This is a genomic window from Pseudomonas sp. 7SR1, from assembly GCF_900156465.1.
Taxonomy (GTDB): domain Bacteria; phylum Pseudomonadota; class Gammaproteobacteria; order Pseudomonadales; family Pseudomonadaceae; genus Aquipseudomonas.
Map to the genome: position 1 here is coordinate 5,067,785 of NZ_LT707064.1, position 18,208 is coordinate 5,085,992.

Below are 18,208 nucleotides of genomic sequence, written 5' to 3' on the forward strand. Positions count from 1 at the left end.
CGGAATTGAGCACTGGCAGGCAGGTCTACAACGGATTTGTATCGGTCTGTATATGAACCCGCGACAGATACGAAACCGTCGATTTCGCCCTCTCCCGCCACACAGCGTCGATACATCCAGGCGTTTAACTGTGATCACCGGACAGCAACACCCTTCGCTGCCACGGACCCAATCCACTTGAACGCAAGGAGAACCACCATGCTCAGTTTCTCGAAGATATCCTCCCTGGCACTGGCCCTGACCCTGGTTGGCGGGGTCGGCGTGGCGAATGTCGCCTCGGCGAGCGCAACGCCCCACAGCCAGGCTGCGCAACACCTGGCTGAAGGCGGCTCCGACCGCTTGCTGGAACGTCGTGTCGCCGAGGGCGGGTCCGACCGTTTGCTGGAACGCCGTGTCGCCGAAGGCGGCTCCGACCGCTTGCTGGAACGTCGTGTCGCCGAGGGCGGGTCCGATCGCTTGCTGGAACGTCGTGTCGCCGAAGGCGGCTCCGACCGCTTGCTGGAACGTCGTGTCGCCGAAGGCGGGTCCGATCGCTTGCTGGAACGTCGTGTCGCCGAGGGCGGGTCCGACCGCTTGCTGGAGAATCGTGTCGCCGAAGGCGGCGCCGATCGCTTGCAGGAGCTGCGCGAACGCAGCGCCGCGACCGTCGCCTGAAGGTCCCGTCAATGCCCTTCGAGAAGCTGCGTGGCGTGACAGAGAGTGCCGCCACGCCAGCTTCGAGACGGCTCGCAAAGCACCAGTGGCTTCAACTGAGTACCACTACCCCACCCGGTAATTCGATGCATCGGGCCCCGTAGGCGTCGCGGATCAGCAGCGCCACGCCAGCCAGTTGATCGAGACGGAAACGCGCCTGGACCTTGCGCTGGCCCAACTCACGATTGAGCAGCAACAACATGCCCGGACGGTAGCGGTTGATTTCATCGATGACGCTGGCCAACGTGGCGTCGTTGAAGACCAGCACTTGCTCGCGCCAGGCAACGGCAGCCGATACATCGGCGTTCTGTGGCTGGCCGGTACGGCCATTGCCGTAGGTCAATTGCATGCCCGGCTCCAGACGCAAGCTCTGCCCCTGCACCTGCACCTGCACGACGCCTTCCAGGCAGGTAGTGCAGACGCTCTGGTCCACGTAGCGGATGTTGAACCGTGCCCGTGCAGCGCTGATCCAGCCGGTGCCGGCCTGGACGCTGACCGTCGAGACACTGCGCCCCTGCACTTCGATCTCTCCAGCCAGCAACTCCAGTGCCTGCCCTCCCTCTGCCAGCGCACGGCGACTCAGGCGGGTCTGGGTATTGAGCTCCAGGCTGATTCCATCGCCCAGTTCCACCCGCCGCTGCTCGCCAACCTCGGTGACGTAGTCGGCTCCCAGCCCGGAAATTCCGCCGGGCACCATCGTCCTGATCAACAGGAAACCCGCCGATGCCGCGATGGCCCCGCCCAGGAATGCCCGACGGCCGAAATGCCGCGGTGCCTGCATGGCCTCGGCGGCCGGCAGCAGCCCCTGCCAAAGCGCCTTGGCCTGCTCGAATGCCTGGGCGTGCGCGGGGCTTTGCCCACACCATTGGCGCAAGGCCCGGGCATCGGCCACGGTGGCCCGTCCCGAGGTCAGCAGGATCAGCCAGTCTCGGGCTTCGTCGGCCAGTCGAGCCTCTGGCGTGGCATCAGGGGAAGCGATGCTGAAGATGTTCAAGCGCACACGTACTCACGAATTGATCCGATCCAAGGGTTGTACGTAAAGTCGCCACGCGGCGAGCAGGCCAGGCGAAAACAGGCGAGCAAGCGCAGTTGACGGGTTGCCAATGAGCTTTGCGAGCCTGTTCTCAACGGCAGCAGGGTCGTCGCGCAGGCACTTTTCGTACACAGCCTAACCTTCAAGACTGTTTTCCCGCCCCGGGACCGAACCGTTGGATGACTTTTCTTTCCAGGCGTTGGGCGCAATGCCCCAGCGCGGCCTTGATTTCCTTCTCCACCATCCGGGTGGAAATACCGAATCGCTGGGAAATTTCCAGGTGCGGTGCTTCTTCCAGGCGCGCCGCGATGAAAATCCTGCGCCGGCGCGCCGGCAATTCATACAGTGCCTTGAGCAAGGTCTGCAGTTCCTTCTGCCCGCTCACGACCCGGGCCGGGTCCAGCGCCTCATCCGAAACCTGCAGCAGTTCGTCGATCTCGCCGCCGGTCAGCAGGCGAGCATCGGCTTGCCGTCGGTCGGCGGCGATGTTCAGGGCCATGCGATACAGATAGGCGTTGGGCTGGGCGATGTCCGGTGTGTCGTCCATGCGATCGACTCGCAGGTAGGTCTCGTGCAACACATCGTTGGCCAGTTCCTCGGAACCCAGGCGTCGGCGCAGGCGAACCTTGAAATCCTCGTAGGAGGTGAGGAAAAGCCTGACCATCGGGTTGCGACCAGTGTCTTTCATTGCCCGAACACCCCTTCCCCTGCTGTGCATTCCATGCGTTTTCCTGATGAGTCGGGTAACAAGAGCAGGGTCACCGGCTGGCGCAACGACGTGGGCGCCGGGCGGTCGATCCTGAGGTTCTGCATACTGTTGACCAGGGCCTTGTCACGCATCAGATTCCCGGTGGAAGCGACCAGGCGAGTGTGCTGGACCACCCCGTCGCGGCCGATCCACACCTGCAGCAACGCGCGAAAGCTGCCCGGATGGGTCAGTGGCGACGCACACAAATTGCGTTGGATGACCGCCTGGATGGCCGCCGCATAATTGCCTTCACTCAACCCCGGCGCAGCGCCGGGAGGCAGCGCGACTTCACGGACCCGCACCGGCTGCAACGTGAAGGCGTCCGCCCGGGCGTAATGCGCCGCAAGCCCTGTACCGCGCAGCAATACGTTCAAGGCTTCGGAAGGCGTGAATCGCCCCTGGACACCCAGGGTCTGGCGTCGGCTCGACAACCCGTGGTCCACCAGCACCGCCATGCCGGTCGCCCGGCTGAACTGCTCCAGCGCCGTGGTCAATGCCTGGGGCGCGATGTCCAGCTCCACCAGGCCAACAGCCCGCACCGGAGCGGCCAGCAGACACAACCACACCATCAGCCAACCCAAGGGGGGCCTGGTCAATCCACGCCTGCATCCACCCCTGGCGCTGCCTTGCTGCACGACTGACGTATCCGTTGAAAAACGTCATCCTGAGGGCTGTTTATGAATGTCGTATGACACCTGATACAAATCCCTCGGACCGCACTAGACTGATGCCCTGACAACGCACCGTCCGCGGTGACGGGCCAGGAGGTCAGCGATGAAACAGTGGATGGGCATGACGGCGGGAGTGGGATTGTTCACGGTGCTTTGCAGCGCCTGGGGCGACGAGGCGCCGGCCTGTATCGAGGTGACGGTGGGTGGCTACAAGACCCCCGACTACAACTGCCTGAGCCGTCAGATGGGCAACGATCCACAGGCCGCGGCCGCCGCTCGACAGGCCCGGGAAGCCCTGGACGTGCCCGTCGAGCGGCGGCCGCCCAACAGCGTCGGCCTGGCAACGCCGGCGGCTACCGGGGTGCGCATGGGCAATACGTTCGGCACGTCGGTCAAGCCCCAGAGGCCAGCCAGCGGCCAATGACTTCGCTGCGCCTCAACAGCCGTCCGGGTGCCGTGTCGATCAAGCGCTGGGACTCTGACGGAAACTCACCGCCAGACGATTCCAGGCGTTGATGGTGCTGATCGCCAGGGTCAGGTCCACCAGCTCTTCTTCGGCGAACTGACTACGGGCCAGGGCATAGACGTCATCCGGCACCTGGCTTTCGGCCAATAGCGTGACCGCTTCGGTCCAGGCCAGGGCAGCACGTTCGCGCAGGTTGAAAAAGCCGCTGTCGCGCCAGACCGCCACGGCGTAGAGGCGTCGTTCGGTCTCACCCTGGCGTCGCGCGTCCACCGAGTGCATGTCGGTGCAAAAGGCGCAGCCGTTGAGCTGCGAGGCACGAATCTTGATCAGGTGCAGCAGCGCCGGCTCGATGCTCAGGCGACTGGCCAGCGCTTCCAGGCCGATCATCGCTTTCATCGCCCCGGGGGAGGCGCTGTAGTAATCCAGACGCTGGCTCATGGCGGGCTCCGTGGCGTTCGATAGCGTCACGGTAGGGCCTGCGGGCCGCCAGGGACAGGTCCAATTCAACGAAAAAACCGGGACCACCGTCCAGAAGCCAATAGGCGGGATTTTCACCACGCAACTTCTACGCGCTTATCCAATACGGGTAATCTTGCCCCTTTGATGCTCGCCGCAACCAATTGCCCCAGGAGCCAGCGGGTATGGAACTTCATGTCGTCATCAACGGCCGCAAGGACCTGACGAGCCAGTTGTATCAACAATTACGCAGCGCGATCGAAAGCGGCCGCCTGGCCGCCGGTACCCAACTGCCCCCCAGCCGGTTGCTGGCCGAACAGCTGGGGGTGTCTCGCAAGACGGTTTCCGATACTTATGCGCAGCTCACCTATGAGAACTTCCTGACCGGCATCATAGGCAAGGGCACCTACGTCAACGCCCGTCCGGCCAGGATCGTGCACAAGCAGAGCCACCGGGAGCTGGCCGGCGCCGAGGTGGTGCAAGCCTGGCGCAACATGCCGGACCTGATGCGCCACCCCAGCGTCGAGAGTGCCCTGCGCTACGACTTCATCGGTGGCGCCACCGGCAAGGGCCAGTTTCCCCTGGACGACTGGCGCCGCTGCACCGCCCATGCCCTGCGCCAGATCGCCAGCCACAAGGGTTTCTATAGCCAGCCCGAAGGCCTGCCGGCGCTGCGCAATGCCATTGCCCGGCACGTCGCGTTTTCCCGCGGGGTCAATTGCCAGGATGACGACGTGGTGGTGTGCAACGGCGCACAACAGGCCCTGGACCTGATCTCGCGAGTACTGACCTGTCCCGGTAGCCTGGTGGCCATGGAAGACCCGGGCTACCCACCGGCGCGCCTGCTGTTCGGTTCCCATGGGGCGACGGTGGCCGGCGTGCCGGTGGACGACCAGGGCATGCGCGTGGACCTGATTCCCGACGGTACGCGGCTGATCTACGTGACCCCTTCCCACCAGTTCCCGTTGGGCATGCCCATGAGCCAGGCGCGGCGCCAGGCCTTGCTGGCAAGGGCCTACGAGCTGGGGGCGATCATCATCGAGGACGACTACGACAGCGAGTTCCGCTACGAAGGACGCCCTGCCGACTCCCTGCAGAGCATGGACGAACGCGGCATCGTGGCGTACGTCGGGACCTTCTCCAAGACGCTGCTGCCGGAACTGCGGCTCGGTTACGCCATCCTGCCACCGGCCATTCTCGAAGCGGTGATCCTGGCCAAGCGCCTCACCGACCAGCACACCTCCACCCTGCCCCAATGGGCCTTGGCCAAGTTCATCGCCGAGGGCTGCCTGCTCAAGCACATCCGTCGATGCCACACCCTCTACGCCGGTCGGCGCGAACGCATCCTGGCCCGCATGGCCGGGGACCTGTCTCCCTGGTTCGAAGCCGTGCCCACCACCGCGGGCTTTCACCTGGCGGTACTGTGCAAGGTGCCGATCGACCTGGCGCTGGTGATCGAGCTGGCGAAGAAAGCCGAAATCGGCTTGTACAGCCTCGACGGCTTCTTCAACGAAGCGCCGGTCCGCCCGGGCCTGTTTCTGGGTTTTGGCGCGATCGAAACCCTGGACATCGACACCGCCCTGGACCGCTTGCGGGACATCCTGCAACAGATCGCCTGAGGCGATTGGACTGGTCATTTATCCGCCCATTGGCTGTTTTAGCCTTGGCCTGGGGGGCCTATCCTGCACAGGTGCCGTTGAGTGCCGAACAACCCCGTCCGACTTGATTCAGGAGCCAGCGCAATGACTCGCCAAGTGATCAATACCGTACAGGTGCAGGCTGCCGCCGGCCGCTCGGAAGAGCTGGGCCGGCAATTGCAGCAGATCGTCGAAACCCTGCGTGCCCAGCCGGGCTGCGACGCCTATATGGTCGACCGTTGCCCGGAGGACGGCGATCGCTGGACCGTCAGCGCCCGCTGGCAATCGGAAGCGGCCATGCAGGCCCACTTCAATTGCCCCGAAGTGCAAGGCTTCATCGGCCTGATCGACAATCGCCTGGCCCGCAGCGTGGACTTCAACAGCTTCCCGATTGTCTGAAGGTCGCCGCTTTATTCCTGCCCGGCCAGATTGTGGTGAGGGGATTGATCCGCTCACCACAAAGGGGCTGGCCAGCTCATCGCACTGGCCAGCCTGCCGTGGATTCGCCCCCATCATTGGTCTACTCACCTTCCGCAAGATTGGACGTTTGCTTGCCTCACCCTGGGGCTTAGGGTGGATTCATCGCCGCAACAGCGCGAATCCACTCACAACCACACAGGTCATGTCCCCATGAAAACACTCTGCCTGATCGCCGCCCTCGGCCTGCTGCCCCTCGCCCAGGCCTACGCCCATGAAACCGCGCCTTCGGAAAAGGTCACGGTGCTGCAGGAAAAGGCGTTGAAGAACCTGCCCGGTAAAAAAACCATGATGCTCACGGTCGACTACGCGCCGGGCCAATCCTCCATTGCCCACAAACATGAAGGCACGGCCATGGCCTATGTGCTCGAAGGCGCCATCACCTCACAGGTCAAGGGCGAGCCGGCGACCACCTACAAGGCCGGGGAGTTCTGGTATGAAGCGGCGGGTTCCGAGCACCTGGTCTCGAAAAACGCCAGCGCGACCGAGCCGGCGAAACTGCTGGTGTTCATGGTGATGGGAAAGGATGAAGCGGTATTGATACCGCTGAAAAACTGACGATCACACTACAAGCTCGCTTCCACAGGGGCCACAGTCAATCCTGAAAGGCAAAAAAGCCCCGCATCTCGCGATGCGGGGCTTTTCATTCAACGCCGGATCAGTTGGCCGTCACGACCGCCTGACCGCTCAACGCCAGGTCCAGCAGTTCGCGGTTGGCCACCGCGTACATGGCGTAGTCGGTACCGTTGGCGGCACGGATGTCCACCAGCATCGCACGCCAGCGCTCGACCATGCTGTGATGCTGCTCCAGCCACAGCGCCAGGCGGGTTTCCACGTCCTGGGTGCCATCGCCCTGTTGCAGGACCGAGATGGTGATCGCCCGCTGCTGCCAGTCGACATCATCGCGGAACGCTTCGCGGGCCAGGGCCTGCCAGTTGTTTTCCACTGGCAAGGCGCTGATCTGCTGCAGGTACCAGGTGACGTCCAGGGCGCTGCCGACGGCGAAGTAGGCCTTGGCCACATCGGCGGCGTTCTGGCCCGTCACGTCGGATGCCTCGATGATCGGCAGCAAGGTGTACAGGTGCGTGGTGCCTGCCACCATGCGCGCCAGCAACTCCGGCACGCCGGCCGCCACATAGGCCTGGTAGCGGGTCTGCCAGCCTTCGCGGGTCGGACCTTCCAGCAGTTCGTCGAGCTTGAGGCCCAACGCCGCCAGGTGCGGACCGAAGTGCGCGACGTCGCGGGCGGCGTTCTGCTCGTTGCGGCGGCTGCGCAGGAACCAGCGCGTTGCGCGGCGTCCCAGGCGCATCAGCTCGTCCATCAGTTCCAGCTGGACGTCCGCCGAGACCTGGTGGTCCAGGGCTTCGATCTGGCGGAACCAGTGTGGAAGGTGAAAGATATCCCGAACGATGACATACGCACCCGCCACGTTCGCCGGGCTCATGCCAGTGGACTCTTTCAGCCGCTGGACGAAAGTGATGCCCATGTGGTTGACCAGGTCGTTGGCGATCTGGGTGCTGACGATCTCGCGCTTGAGACGATGGCGACGCATGGCTTCGGAGAACTTGCTCACCAGGGTCGGCGGGAACGCGGTTTCCATGTCCCGGGTCAGGTAGTCGTCGTCCGGCACCAGGGAGTTGAGCAGCGCCTCCTTGAGGTCGATCTTGCTGTAGGAGATCAGCACCGACAGCTCGGCACGGGTCAGGCCATGGCCCGCCGCGACGCGTTCGGCCAGTTGCTCCTCGGTCGGCAGGAACTCGATGGCGCGGTCCAGCTTGCCCCGGGCTTCCAGGTCGTTCATCAGGCGCTTGTATTCGGCGATCCGCACGAAGGCACGGCGGGCCGCCAGGGACAGGGCCTGGGTCTGCTTGTAGTTGTTGCCCAGCACCAGGCCACCGACTTCGTCGGTCATGCTCGCCAGCAACTGGTTGCGTTGCTTGTCGGTCATGTCGCCGGCCTGCACCACTTCGTTGAGCAGGATCTTGATGTTCACTTCGTGGTCGGAGCAGTCCACGCCACCGGCGTTGTCGATGAAGTCGGTGTTGGTGGCGCCGCCATGCAGGCCGAACTCGACGCGACCCAGCTGGGTCATGCCCAGGTTGCCGCCCTCGCCCACCACCTTGCAGCGCAGCTCGTTGCCGTTCACCCGCAGTGCATCGTTGGCCTTGTCGCCGACGTCGGCGTGGCTCTCGCTGCTGGCCTTGACGTAGGTGCCGATACCGCCGTTCCACAACAGGTCCACCGGTGCCTTGAGCAAGGCATTGAGCAGTTCGGTCGGGGTCAGCTTGTCAGCCTTGATGTCGAATCGTTCCTGCATCTGTGGCGTGATGGCGATGCTTTTCGCGCTGCGCGAGAAGATACCGCCGCCTTCGGACATGATGCTGGTGTCGTAGTCGGTCCAGGCCGAACGCGGCAGGTCGAACAGGCGCTTGCGCTCGGCGAAGCTGCTGGCCGGATCCGGATTCGGGTCGACGAAGATGTGCAGGTGGTTGAACGCCGCCACCAGTTGCAGCTTGTCGGACATCAGCAGGCCGTTGCCGAACACGTCGCCGGCCATGTCGCCGATGCCAACCACGGTGATGCTGTCTTCCTGGACATTGATGCCACGCTCGCGGAAGTGGCGCTGCACGCCCACCCACGCGCCCTTGGCGGTGATGCCCATCTTCTTGTGGTCGTAACCGGCCGAGCCGCCCGAGGCGAACGCGTCGCCGAGCCAGAAACCGTAGTCGATGGCGATGCCGTTGGCGATGTCGGAGAAGGTCGCGGTGCCCTTGTCCGCCGCCACCACCAGGTACGGGTCGTCATGGTCATGCCGCACCACGTTGGCCGGCGGCACCAGGGCGCCGTCCTTCAGGTTGTCGGTGATGTCCAGCAGGCCCGAGATGAAGATGCGGTAGCAGGCAACGCCCTCGGCCGCGATCTCGTCCCGGCTGCCGCCCAGTGGCAGGCGACGTGGCAGGAATCCGCCCTTGGCCCCCACCGGCACGATCACCGAGTTCTTAACCTGCTGGGCTTTTACCAGGCCCAGCACTTCGGTGCGGTAATCCTCTTCACGGTCGGACCAGCGCAGGCCGCCGCGAGCCACATTGCCGAAGCGCAGGTGCACGCCCTCGACCCGTGGCGAGTACACGAAGATCTCGAACTTGGGCACCGGCTTGGGCAGTTCCGGGATCAGGTGCGGGTTGAACTTGAAGCTGAAGTACGACTTGTTCTGGCCGTGGGCGTCGGTCTGGTAGAAGTTGGTCCGCAGGGTGGCCTTGATCAGGTCCAGGTAGCGACGCAGGATGCGGTCTTCGTTGAGCACCTGGACATCGTCCAGGGCCGTGAGGATCGCCTGTTCCAGGCGCAGTTGCTTGTCTTCCAGGTCGTCGCCGCTGAGTTTGCGTGCCAGGTAGAAGCGGGTCTTGAACAACCGGGTCAGTTCGCGAGCGATATCGGTGTGGTTGTTCAGGGTGCTGGCGATGTAACCCAGGTCGAAGCCCAGGCGGATCTGCTTCAGGTAACGGGCATAGGCTCGCAGCAGCGCCACATCGCGCCATGGCAGGCCGGCGGTCAGCACCAAGCGGTTGAACGCATCGTTCTCGGCATCGCCGCGCACGATGTGCACGAAAGCGTCCTGCAGGGTGTCGTTGAGCTGCTGGATGTCCAGGTCCAGGCCTTCGGCGGCGGTGAAGGCGAAATCGTGGATCCAGAACTCGCGGCCGTTGTTGTGGCGCAGGCGGTACGGGAACTCACCCAGCACGCGCAGGCCGAGGTTTTCCAGGATCGGCAACACGTCGGACAGGGCCAGCGGCGCGTCGGCGTGGTACAGCTTGCAATGCAGCTCGCGCTGGCCGGATACCTGGCCCAATGGCTGGTAGAAGCTCATCACCAGCGGATTGGTTTCGTTCAGGCTCAGCAGGTGCTGCATGTCCACCACCGCCGAATGGGCGGCAAAGCGCTCGCGGTAGCCGGCCGGGAAGCCTTTGGGGAAGTCCGCCAGCACGTTGGTGCCCTGGGCTTCGCCGAAGCTCTCGATGACCAGGCTGGCGTAGTCGTCCTTCCAGCTGCGGCAGGCCTGTACCACTTCCTTTTCCAGCAGCAGCGGGTCGATGTCGATACGGTTCTTCGGGTCCACCCGCAGGATCAACTGCACACGAGCCAGCACGGACTCGGAGAAGAAGGTCCAGAATTCGCAGTCCGTGGCCTTGAGGCGATCCATCAGCACTTGCTGGATCTTCTGGCGCACTTCGGTGGAATAGATGTCGCGCGGCACGTAGGCCAGGCAGTAGCAGAAACGGCCATACGGGTCTTTGCGCAGGAACACGCGGATCTTGTTGCGCTCCTGAATCTGCACGATGGACATCACGGTGCTGAACAGCTCGTCCACCGGCGTCTGAAACAGGTCGTCACGGGGCAGGACTTCCAGTACCTGGGCCAGTTCCTTGCCCAGGTGCGCCTTGGCCTGGAAGCCCGAGCGCCGCTCGATTTCCTCGACCTTGCGGCGGATGTACGGGATGACCCGCACGCTTTCGCCGTACACCGAGGAGGTGTACAGGCCCATGAAACGGCATTCCTTGATGACCTTGCCGTCGGCGTCGATTTCACGGATCGACACATAGTCCGGGTAGGCCGGACGATGGACGCGGCTCGGGTGCGCGGCCTTGGCGAACGACAGCGGAGTCGGTTCACGCAGGTAGTTGACGGCGTAGTCCTCGATGCGCAGGTCATCGGCGGTCAGGCCGGCGCGCAGCAGCCTGGTCAGGCCGAGGAACGAATCGGGGTTGTACTCGATGTGCCCACCCTCGGCATCTTCACGGACCACGAACTCTTCATAGCCCAGGAAGGTGAAGTGGTTGCCCACCAGCCACTCCAGGAAGGTCTTGATTTCGCTCTTTTCATCGGCGTCGATGGCGTAGGCGCTGTTGTCCAGGCCCACCAGGATGTCCTGGACCTTGGCTTTCATCGGTTCGAAGTCGGCCACGGCCACGCGCACTTCACCCAGCACCTGCTCGAGTTCCTTGCTCAGGACGTTGAGTTCGGCGGCGTTGGCGCAGCGGTCGATTTCCAGGTACATCAACGACTCTTGCAGGATCCCCTCGCCCTGGGTGCCCTTGGGCAGGATTTCCAGCAACTCGCCCTTGGCGCCACGGCGCACGCTCAGCACAGTGGTTTGCAGGGTATGGATGCTGTAGCCGCGACGGTTCAGCTCGGTACGCACCGAGTCCACCAGGAACGGCAGGTCGTGGTGCAGCACTTCCACGGCGGTGTGGGTCGATTGCCAGCCGTGACGTTCGTAATCGGGGTTGTACACACGCACCTGCGGTTGCGCGTGATCGAAGCGCTCAAGCAGGCGCCAGGCAGACAGGGTGCAACCGGCGAGGTCGGACAACCGGCGCTGGGTGAGTTCATCGAGGGAAATGATGCCGAAGAATTGTTCAGCGAACAGCGCCACTTGTGGCAGTGCCTGTTCACTGATGTGCTGCGCCAGTACCGCTTGCAGTTGATGCTGGAAGTCGGCTTTGCTGGCTGCGGTGAAGAACGCCATCTGTGGTACTCCGCTTGGGCTTGTTATTGATGAAAGCGTCGTGCAACCCCTCTCGGGCTGCCGGCCATCCTGTTCCTGATTCTCGGGCAGAGGAAACAGGACGACAGGTGGGTGAAGCTGGACAAGACCCGCAGGTCACATTCCTTTTCCATGTAACCTTCCATGTGATGAACACCTGCCAAAAACACCCCACGGTGCTCTTGGCAGGTGCGCATCCGTTGCGCAGCTTAACGAGTGCGACAACGAGCATGCTTGCAGCGCTGCGACATATTCGGTCAACGGCTAGCTAAACAGCCGGTACGCACCGGACAACCCTAGCAGGCTGGGGACCAAACGGCACCCCGAGGCGGTAAACCAGCAGAAAATCCTTCGCGCTGGCAGAATCCACTTTTTGCACCCCGCACGTGCACTCGATCCTGGAGCCATCACCTTGAAAATGACCACCGCCCTTCTGATCGCCAACCCGTGTGATGAAGAAGAAGACAACATGGCCATGCTCTGCTGCCACAGCGCCCAGGGCGAAATGTTCCTCATGAGCCGTTATCCCGACGAGGACGAGCTGGAGATCGCGCTCGATGGCGAGCCTTCGACACTGGATGGTGTAAAGGTGACCCTCAGCCCGACCCTGCTGAAGATCGAGATCGCCGCGGCGCACGTCGATGCTCTCAATGGCGACGACGTGCTGGAAATCAGCCACTGCACCGATGCGGCGGATCTGGTGGAAGTGGAGTTGACCCTGCAGAACATTCTCCGGGGTACCGGGACCTACGTAAGACAGGACTGATTCCAGCGTTTCAATGGACGCTATCGCGAGCAAGCTCGCTCCCACAGGACTGGCGTCGTTCACCAACCTGTGCAAGTCACCATCGTGCAAGCGAGCTTGTTCGCGATAGCGGCGGCTCAGCTTGCAAGAGAGTGACCGTCACCTCAAAACCGCTCGCGACGTGGCAACCGTCGGTCGCTCTCGCATCGAGACGCCCTTGACGGGCGACTGTGTTCTGAGGTTTCCTGAAACCGGTTTCAGAACCGTTGAATAATTCCAATAAGCAGGTTTCCATCCGTGAATTCTTTCTCCGCCGCCCAGCGCAGCCGCGTCACCATGCTTGATGTGGCCGAACGCGCCGGGGTTTCCAAGGCCAGCGTCTCGCGGTTCATCGGCGAGGACCGCGCCCTGCTCTCCGAAGCCATCGCCCGGCGCATCGAGCAAGCGATCAGTGAACTGGGCTATCGCCCCAACCAGATGGCCCGCGGCCTCAAGCGCGGCCGTACTCGCCTGATCGGCATGCTGGTGGCCGATATCCGCAACCCTTATTCGATTGCCGTGATGCATGGTGTGGAAACCGCCTGCCGTCGCCATGGCTACAGCCTGGTGGTATGCAACACCGACCGGGACGACGAGCAGGAACGCCAGCACCTGGCGCTGTTGCGCGCCTACAACATCGAAGGCTTGATCGTGAACACCCTCGGCCATCACCGGGACGAACTGCTCGAACTGCGCAACGAGATGCCCCTGGTACTGGTGGACCGCAAGGTCGACAGGCTCGACAGCGACCTGGTGGGATTGGACAACCCCGCCGCCGTGACGATGGCCCTCGATCACCTTGAACAGCGAGGCTACCGTGACCTGCTGCTGGTAACCGAGCCGTTCGACGGGACCAGTTCGCGAATCGAGCGGGTCGAGAGCTTCAAGGCTGGCATCGAGCAGCGCCCCGCCCTCTGCGGCACCGTGGTGGAAATCTGCGATCAGTTGACCACGCGCATCGAGACCTTCCTGGCCCAGCCGGACCGGGGCCCCAAGGCGCTGTTCTGCGCCAATGGCATTGCAGCCTTGTCCGCCACCCGGGTGTTGCGTGAACTGGGCTGCGACCTGTTCGACGACGTGGGCCTGATCGCCCTCGACGACCTGGACTGGTATCCGTTGGTGGGCAGCGGCATCACGGCCCTCGCCCAACCCACTGCCGAGATCGGCGCCAGTGCATTCGAATGCCTGCTCAAGCGCTTGCGCGGCGACAGCGGGCCGGTGCGGACCCTGGATTTTGCGGCGCGGTTGATCGAGCGTGGGTCGACGCTTGGCAATGGTCGGTGATGGTGAGGGCGCTATCGCGAGCAAGCTCGCTCCCACACTGGATCTGTAGCGCATTGAAGCCCCCTGTGGGAGCCAGCTTGCTCGCGATGAGGCCCTGAAGCTCCCCCTTTTTTTTGACCAGAACTGAAACCGGTTTCAGAGGTGTGACAACAATGAACAAGCCACCCGTTTCCATCAGCCTTTCAAGCTACGGCGCCGACCTGGTGCGGCAACATGGCCAAGGCAGTTTCATCGATCTGCTGACCGCCGCCAGCGCCTCGCGGGTCGAATGGCGCGAGGAACTGCTCACCACCGAACAGCCCGCCGAGCTGGCCACGAGCGCCCAGGCCAAAGGTTTGCAGAGCATTTTTTCGTCCCCCCTCGAGCTGTGGCTCGCGGGCCGGTCCAAACCCAATCCCGCCCTGGCGCCTACCTTGCAACGTGCCGAGGCGTTCGGCTCCACATGGCTGAAAGTCTCCCTCGGTCACTTCACCGATTCCCATGACCTGTCAGCCTTGGCGGATGTGCTCGCCGCAAGCCCGGTGCAATTGCTGGTGGAAAACGACCAGACCTTGCAGGGCGGGCGAATCGAACCGTTGCAACGGTTCTTCGCCGCAGCCGAGCAGCAAGCGTTGCCCATCGGCATGACCTTCGATATTGGCAACTGGCAATGGCAGGACCAATCGGCGGCCATGGCGGCCCGGCAGCTCGGCCGCTATGTGGCGTATGTGCACTGCAAGGCGGTGGCCCGACGCGCCGACGGCAAGCTGGTGGCCATGCCGCCGGCAGTGACGGACCTGCATGTGTGGGGACAACTGTTCAAACAGATGCCGGCCGGCGTGATGCGGGCCGTCGAATACCCACTGCAAGGCGAAGACCTGTTGCAGTTGACCAGGGAGCATGTGGCCGCCCTCGCCCAACTTGGGCAATCGAGCCGGGAGCCCGCCCATGTCTGAGCTCGATGTATTGTCGTTCGGCGAAACCATGGCGATGCTGGTGGCCGACCAGAACGGTGATCTGGCCTGCGTCAACCAGTTTCATAAACGCATCGCCGGGGCCGACAGCAACGTCGCCATCGGCTTGTCCCGGCTGGGCTTGCAGGTGGCATGGCTGAGCCGGGTCGGCGCCGACTCCCTGGGCCGTTTCGTGGTGCGGACGCTGGAGAACGAAGGCCTGGACTGCAGTCACGTGGCGGTGGATCCAGCGCACCCCACCGGATTCCAGTTCAAGTCCCGTACCGATGATGGCAGCGACCCGCAAGTCGAATACTTCCGACGCGGCTCAGCGGCCAGCCATCTGTCGGTGGCGTCCATCGTGCCGGCGCTGCTGCAAGCCCGTCACCTGCACGCCACCGGTATCGTGCCGGCGCTGTCGGCCACGGCTCGGCAGATGGCCTTCGAGTTGATGACCCGCATGCGCGAAGCCGGCCGTAGCCTGTCGTTCGATCCCAATCTGCGACCAGGCCTGTGGGCCAGCGAGTCGACGATGATCGGCGAAGTCAATCGCCTCGCCGCCCTCGCCCACTGGGTCTTGCCGGGACTCGGCGAAGGGCGGCTGCTGACCGGGTACGACGAGCCCGCCGACATCGCCGCGTTCTACCTGGACCAGGGCGCTGACGCCGTGGTGATCAAGCTCGGCGCGCAGGGTGCCTATTACCGCACGCCGCTTGAACAAGGCGTTGTGCCTGGCGTGCCGGTGGCGCGCGTGGTGGACACCGTGGGCGCCGGCGATGGATTTGCCGTTGGCCTGGTCAGTGCGTTGCTCGAAGGACGCGCCATCACCGAGGCCGTGCAGCGCGCCAACTGGATTGGCAGCCGCGCGGTACAGAGCCGTGGAGACATGGAGGGATTGCCGACTCGCATTGAGTTACTGGCTGAATTTGAAACCGCCTATCGCGAGCAAGCTCGCTCCCACATGGGATCGAGTTAACCCCTGTGGGAGCGAGCTTGCTCGCGATAGAGGCCACCGCAAAACACACCTGCTGCAAACAAAAACAACAAGCTCAGGAGTCAACGACATGCAAACGCTCAACCTCGCCACCCGCCGCTGGTGGTACATCATGCCCATTGTGTTCATCACCTACAGCCTGGCCTATCTGGATCGGGCCAACTACGGGTTCGCCGCCGCCTCGGGCATGGCCGAGGACCTGATGATCACACCGGGGTTGTCGTCCCTGCTGGGGGCCCTGTTTTTTCTCGGCTATTTTTTCTTCCAGGTACCGGGGGCGATCTACGCCCAGAAGCACAGCGTCAAGAAGCTGATCTTCGTCAGCCTGATACTCTGGGGCTCGCTGGCGACGCTGACCGGCGTCGTCTCCAATGCCTATTGGCTGATCGTGATCCGCTTCATGCTCGGCGTGGTCGAGGCCGCCGTGATGCCGGCCATGCTGGTTTACCTGTGCCATTGGTTCACCCGGGCCGAACGCTCGCGCGCCAACACCTTCCTGATCCTCGGCAACCCAGTGACGATGCTGTGGATGTCGGTGGTGTCCGGTTATCTGGTGCAGCAGTTCGACTGGCGCTGGATGTTCATCATCGAGGGCCTGCCGGCGGTGTTCTGGGCCTTTATCTGGTGGCGCCTGGCGGATGATCGTCCGTCCCAGGCCAAATGGCTCAACGCCCAGGAAAAACACGACCTGGAGAGCGCATTGGCAGCGGAACAGGTCGGCATCAAGGCGGTGAAGAACTACGCCGAGGCCTTCCGCTCGCCCAAGGTCATCATCCTGGCGCTGCAGTTCTTCTGCTGGAGCATCGGGGTCTATGGGTTCGTGCTGTGGCTGCCGTCGATCCTCAAGGCAGGCCAGCAAATGAGCATGGTGGAGGCCGGCTGGCTGTCGTCCTTGCCGTACCTGGCGGCGGTGGCCGGCATGCTCGTGGTGTCCTGGGCGTCGGACAAGGCCCAGAAACGCAAGCGTTTCGTCTGGCCGCCACTGCTGGTCGCCTCCATCGCGTTCTATGCCTCGTACCTGCTGGGGCCCGAGCATTTCTGGTGGTCCTACAGCCTGCTGGTGGTCGCCGGGGCCTGCATGTATGCGCCGTACGGGCCGTTTTTCGCCATCGTCCCGGAGATCCTTCCGGCCAATGTCGCAGGTGGCGCCATGGCGTTGATCAACAGCATGGGCGCCCTGGGCTCCTTCGGCGGCTCCTACCTGGTGGGTTACCTCAACGGTTCCACCGGTTCTCCAGGCATGTCGTTCCTGCTGATGAGCGGCGCACTGCTTCTGTCGGTGGTGCTGACCCTCGCCCTCAAGCCTGGCGCCAGCGACCGGGTCGAATCCAAGGCCGCCAAGCCACAGCCGGCGACCGCCCACTCCTGAATCGAGACCGATCCCCATGAAAAAACACGTGGTGTTATACAAGGCCCTTTCCGAACAATTGATGGCCCGCCTGCAAGCCCAGGCCCAGGTGACCCTGGTCGAACGTCTCGATGCCCAGGGCCTGGCGCAACTGCGCGACGCCTTGCCTGGCGCCCATGGCCTGCTGGGGGCCAGCCTCAAGCTGGATGCGGCGCTGCTGGACCTGGCGCCGAACCTGCAAGCCATCGCCAGCGTCTCGGTGGGGGTCGACAACTACGACATCGACTACCTGACCGAACGCCGGATCCTGCTCACCAACACGCCCGACGTGCTGACCGAAACCACCGCAGACACGGGTTTCGCGCTGATCCTGGCCACCGCTCGCCGCGTGGTGGAACTGGCCAACCTGGTCCGTGCCGGCGGCTGGCAACAGAGCATCGGCTCCAAGCATTTCGGCAGCGACGTCCATGGCAAGACCCTGGGTATCATCGGCATGGGTCGCATCGGTGAAGCCCTGGCCCAGCGCGGGCACTTCGGCTTCGGCATGCCGGTGATCTACCACAGCCACTCACCCAAGCCTGCGGTCGAGCAGCGTTTCAACGCGCGTTATTGCAGTCTCGACAGCCTGTTGCAGCAGGCGGACTTCATTTGCCTGACCTTGCCCTTGACCGCCGAGACCCACGGTCTGATCGACGCCCAGGCGTTTGCCCGGATGCGCCCCGAGAGTATTTTCATCAATATTTCCCGAGGCAAGGTGGTGGACGAAGCGGCGCTGATTGAAGCCCTGCGCAACAAACAGATCCGTGGCGCGGGGCTGGATGTCTTCGAGCGCGAGCCCTTGAATGCGGATTCGCCGCTGCTGCAGATGGACAACGTGGTGGCGACGCCACACATGGGCTCGGCCACCCACGAAACCCGGGAGGCGATGGCCCGCTGCGCGGTGGACAACCTGCTGGCGGCCCTGGCCGGTGAGCGGCCGGCCAACCTGGTCAACCCCGACGCCTGGAAAGGCTGAGTCGTCCTTCTTTTGTGGCGAGGGGATGGCGCTCCGCCAATCTTCCGTGAAAGCCAGCCTGATCGTGAGGGTGCGGCTCAGCTTGCTTCCATGCTGACGCTATGACCGTCATTGCGACCTGGTCC

16 protein-coding genes are annotated in these 18,208 nt (G+C 63.5%); 11 read left to right on the forward strand and 5 right to left on the reverse strand.

The features are described 5' to 3' along the window. Positions 1 to 198: 198 nt before the first annotated feature. The gene (locus BW992_RS22300) at positions 199 to 654 is read left to right on the forward strand and encodes a phage infection protein (protein WP_076407120.1); all 456 of its coding nucleotides are present in this window, start codon (positions 199 to 201) and stop codon (positions 652 to 654) included. 91 nt (positions 655 to 745) lie between these two features. Here BW992_RS22300 and BW992_RS22305 read toward each other — a convergent pair whose 3' ends face one another. The 3 genes from BW992_RS22305 to BW992_RS22315 form a co-directional block, all read right to left on the reverse strand. Next, on the reverse strand, positions 746 to 1,687 hold the full coding sequence (locus BW992_RS22305; RefSeq protein ID WP_072398949.1) for a FecR family protein: 942 nt from the start codon (positions 1,685 to 1,687) through the stop codon (positions 746 to 748). A 181-nt stretch (positions 1,688 to 1,868) separates the two neighbouring features. Continuing rightward, positions 1,869 to 2,414, reverse strand: coding sequence for a sigma-70 family RNA polymerase sigma factor (locus tag BW992_RS22310; RefSeq protein ID WP_072398938.1), 546 nt, complete (start codon positions 2,412 to 2,414; stop codon positions 1,869 to 1,871). Next, entirely contained in the window at positions 2,411 to 3,043 is a 633-nt protein-coding gene (locus tag BW992_RS22315) for a secretin and TonB N-terminal domain-containing protein (protein WP_072430548.1), read from the reverse strand. Before BW992_RS22315 ends, BW992_RS22310 begins: the two co-directional genes overlap by 4 nt. A 205-nt stretch (positions 3,044 to 3,248) precedes the next feature. Between BW992_RS22315 and BW992_RS22320 the strand changes: the two genes are divergently transcribed. Next, entirely contained in the window at positions 3,249 to 3,569 is a 321-nt protein-coding gene (locus BW992_RS22320) for a hypothetical protein (RefSeq protein WP_072430547.1), read from the forward strand. Between the two features lie 39 nt (positions 3,570 to 3,608). Here the strand turns inward: BW992_RS22320 and BW992_RS22325 are convergent, their stop codons facing one another. Beyond that, on the reverse strand, positions 3,609 to 4,049 hold the full coding sequence (locus tag BW992_RS22325; protein ID WP_072398935.1) for a carboxymuconolactone decarboxylase family protein: 441 nt from the start codon (positions 4,047 to 4,049) through the stop codon (positions 3,609 to 3,611). Between the two features lie 203 nt (positions 4,050 to 4,252). Here BW992_RS22325 and pdxR point away from each other — a divergent pair, with 203 nt between their 5' ends. From pdxR to BW992_RS22340, 3 genes are all read left to right on the forward strand, one after another. Further along, complete coding sequence (pdxR, locus tag BW992_RS22330) at positions 4,253 to 5,686, forward strand: MocR-like pyridoxine biosynthesis transcription factor PdxR (RefSeq protein WP_076407121.1); 1,434 nt, start codon at positions 4,253 to 4,255, stop codon at positions 5,684 to 5,686. Positions 5,687 to 5,809: 123 nt separating this feature from the next. After that, positions 5,810 to 6,103 (forward strand): antibiotic biosynthesis monooxygenase family protein, encoded by a 294-nt coding sequence (locus tag BW992_RS22335; protein ID WP_072398933.1) that lies wholly within the window; start codon positions 5,810 to 5,812, stop codon positions 6,101 to 6,103. Between the two features lie 231 nt (positions 6,104 to 6,334). Beyond that, a complete protein-coding gene (locus tag BW992_RS22340) occupies positions 6,335 to 6,739 on the forward strand; it encodes a cupin domain-containing protein (RefSeq protein WP_072398932.1) in 405 nt (134 codons plus the stop codon). 100 nt (positions 6,740 to 6,839) lie between these two features. Here BW992_RS22340 and BW992_RS22345 read toward each other — a convergent pair whose 3' ends face one another. Beyond that, on the reverse strand, positions 6,840 to 11,708 hold the full coding sequence (locus BW992_RS22345; RefSeq protein WP_072430545.1) for an NAD-glutamate dehydrogenase: 4,869 nt from the start codon (positions 11,706 to 11,708) through the stop codon (positions 6,840 to 6,842). A gap of 430 nt (positions 11,709 to 12,138) precedes the next feature. Here BW992_RS22345 and BW992_RS22350 point away from each other — a divergent pair, with 430 nt between their 5' ends. The 6 genes from BW992_RS22350 to BW992_RS22375 all read left to right on the forward strand — a co-directional run bounded on the left by BW992_RS22350 (position 12,139) and on the right by BW992_RS22375 (position 18,083). Then, positions 12,139 to 12,492 carry a hypothetical protein gene (locus tag BW992_RS22350; RefSeq protein WP_072398930.1) on the forward strand — a complete coding sequence of 118 codons (354 nt, stop codon included), beginning with the start codon at positions 12,139 to 12,141 and terminating at the stop codon, positions 12,490 to 12,492. Between the two features lie 276 nt (positions 12,493 to 12,768). Further along, positions 12,769 to 13,794: a LacI family DNA-binding transcriptional regulator gene (locus BW992_RS22355; protein WP_072430544.1), complete on the forward strand. Its 1,026-nt coding sequence runs from the start codon at positions 12,769 to 12,771 to the stop codon at positions 13,792 to 13,794. 152 nt (positions 13,795 to 13,946) lie between these two features. After that, positions 13,947 to 14,729, forward strand: a complete 783-nt coding sequence (locus BW992_RS22360) for a sugar phosphate isomerase/epimerase family protein (protein WP_076407122.1) — start codon at positions 13,947 to 13,949, stop codon at positions 14,727 to 14,729. Next, positions 14,722 to 15,702, forward strand: a complete 981-nt coding sequence (locus BW992_RS22365; protein WP_072398927.1) for a sugar kinase — start codon at positions 14,722 to 14,724, stop codon at positions 15,700 to 15,702. The genes BW992_RS22360 and BW992_RS22365 overlap by 8 nt, the downstream gene beginning before the upstream one ends. Positions 15,703 to 15,790: 88 nt before the next feature. Next, positions 15,791 to 17,089: an MFS transporter gene (locus tag BW992_RS22370; RefSeq protein ID WP_076407123.1), complete on the forward strand. Its 1,299-nt coding sequence runs from the start codon at positions 15,791 to 15,793 to the stop codon at positions 17,087 to 17,089. Between the two features lie 16 nt (positions 17,090 to 17,105). Further along, complete coding sequence (locus BW992_RS22375; protein WP_076407124.1) at positions 17,106 to 18,083, forward strand: NAD(P)-dependent oxidoreductase; 978 nt, start codon at positions 17,106 to 17,108, stop codon at positions 18,081 to 18,083. Positions 18,084 to 18,208 lie beyond the last annotated feature (125 nt).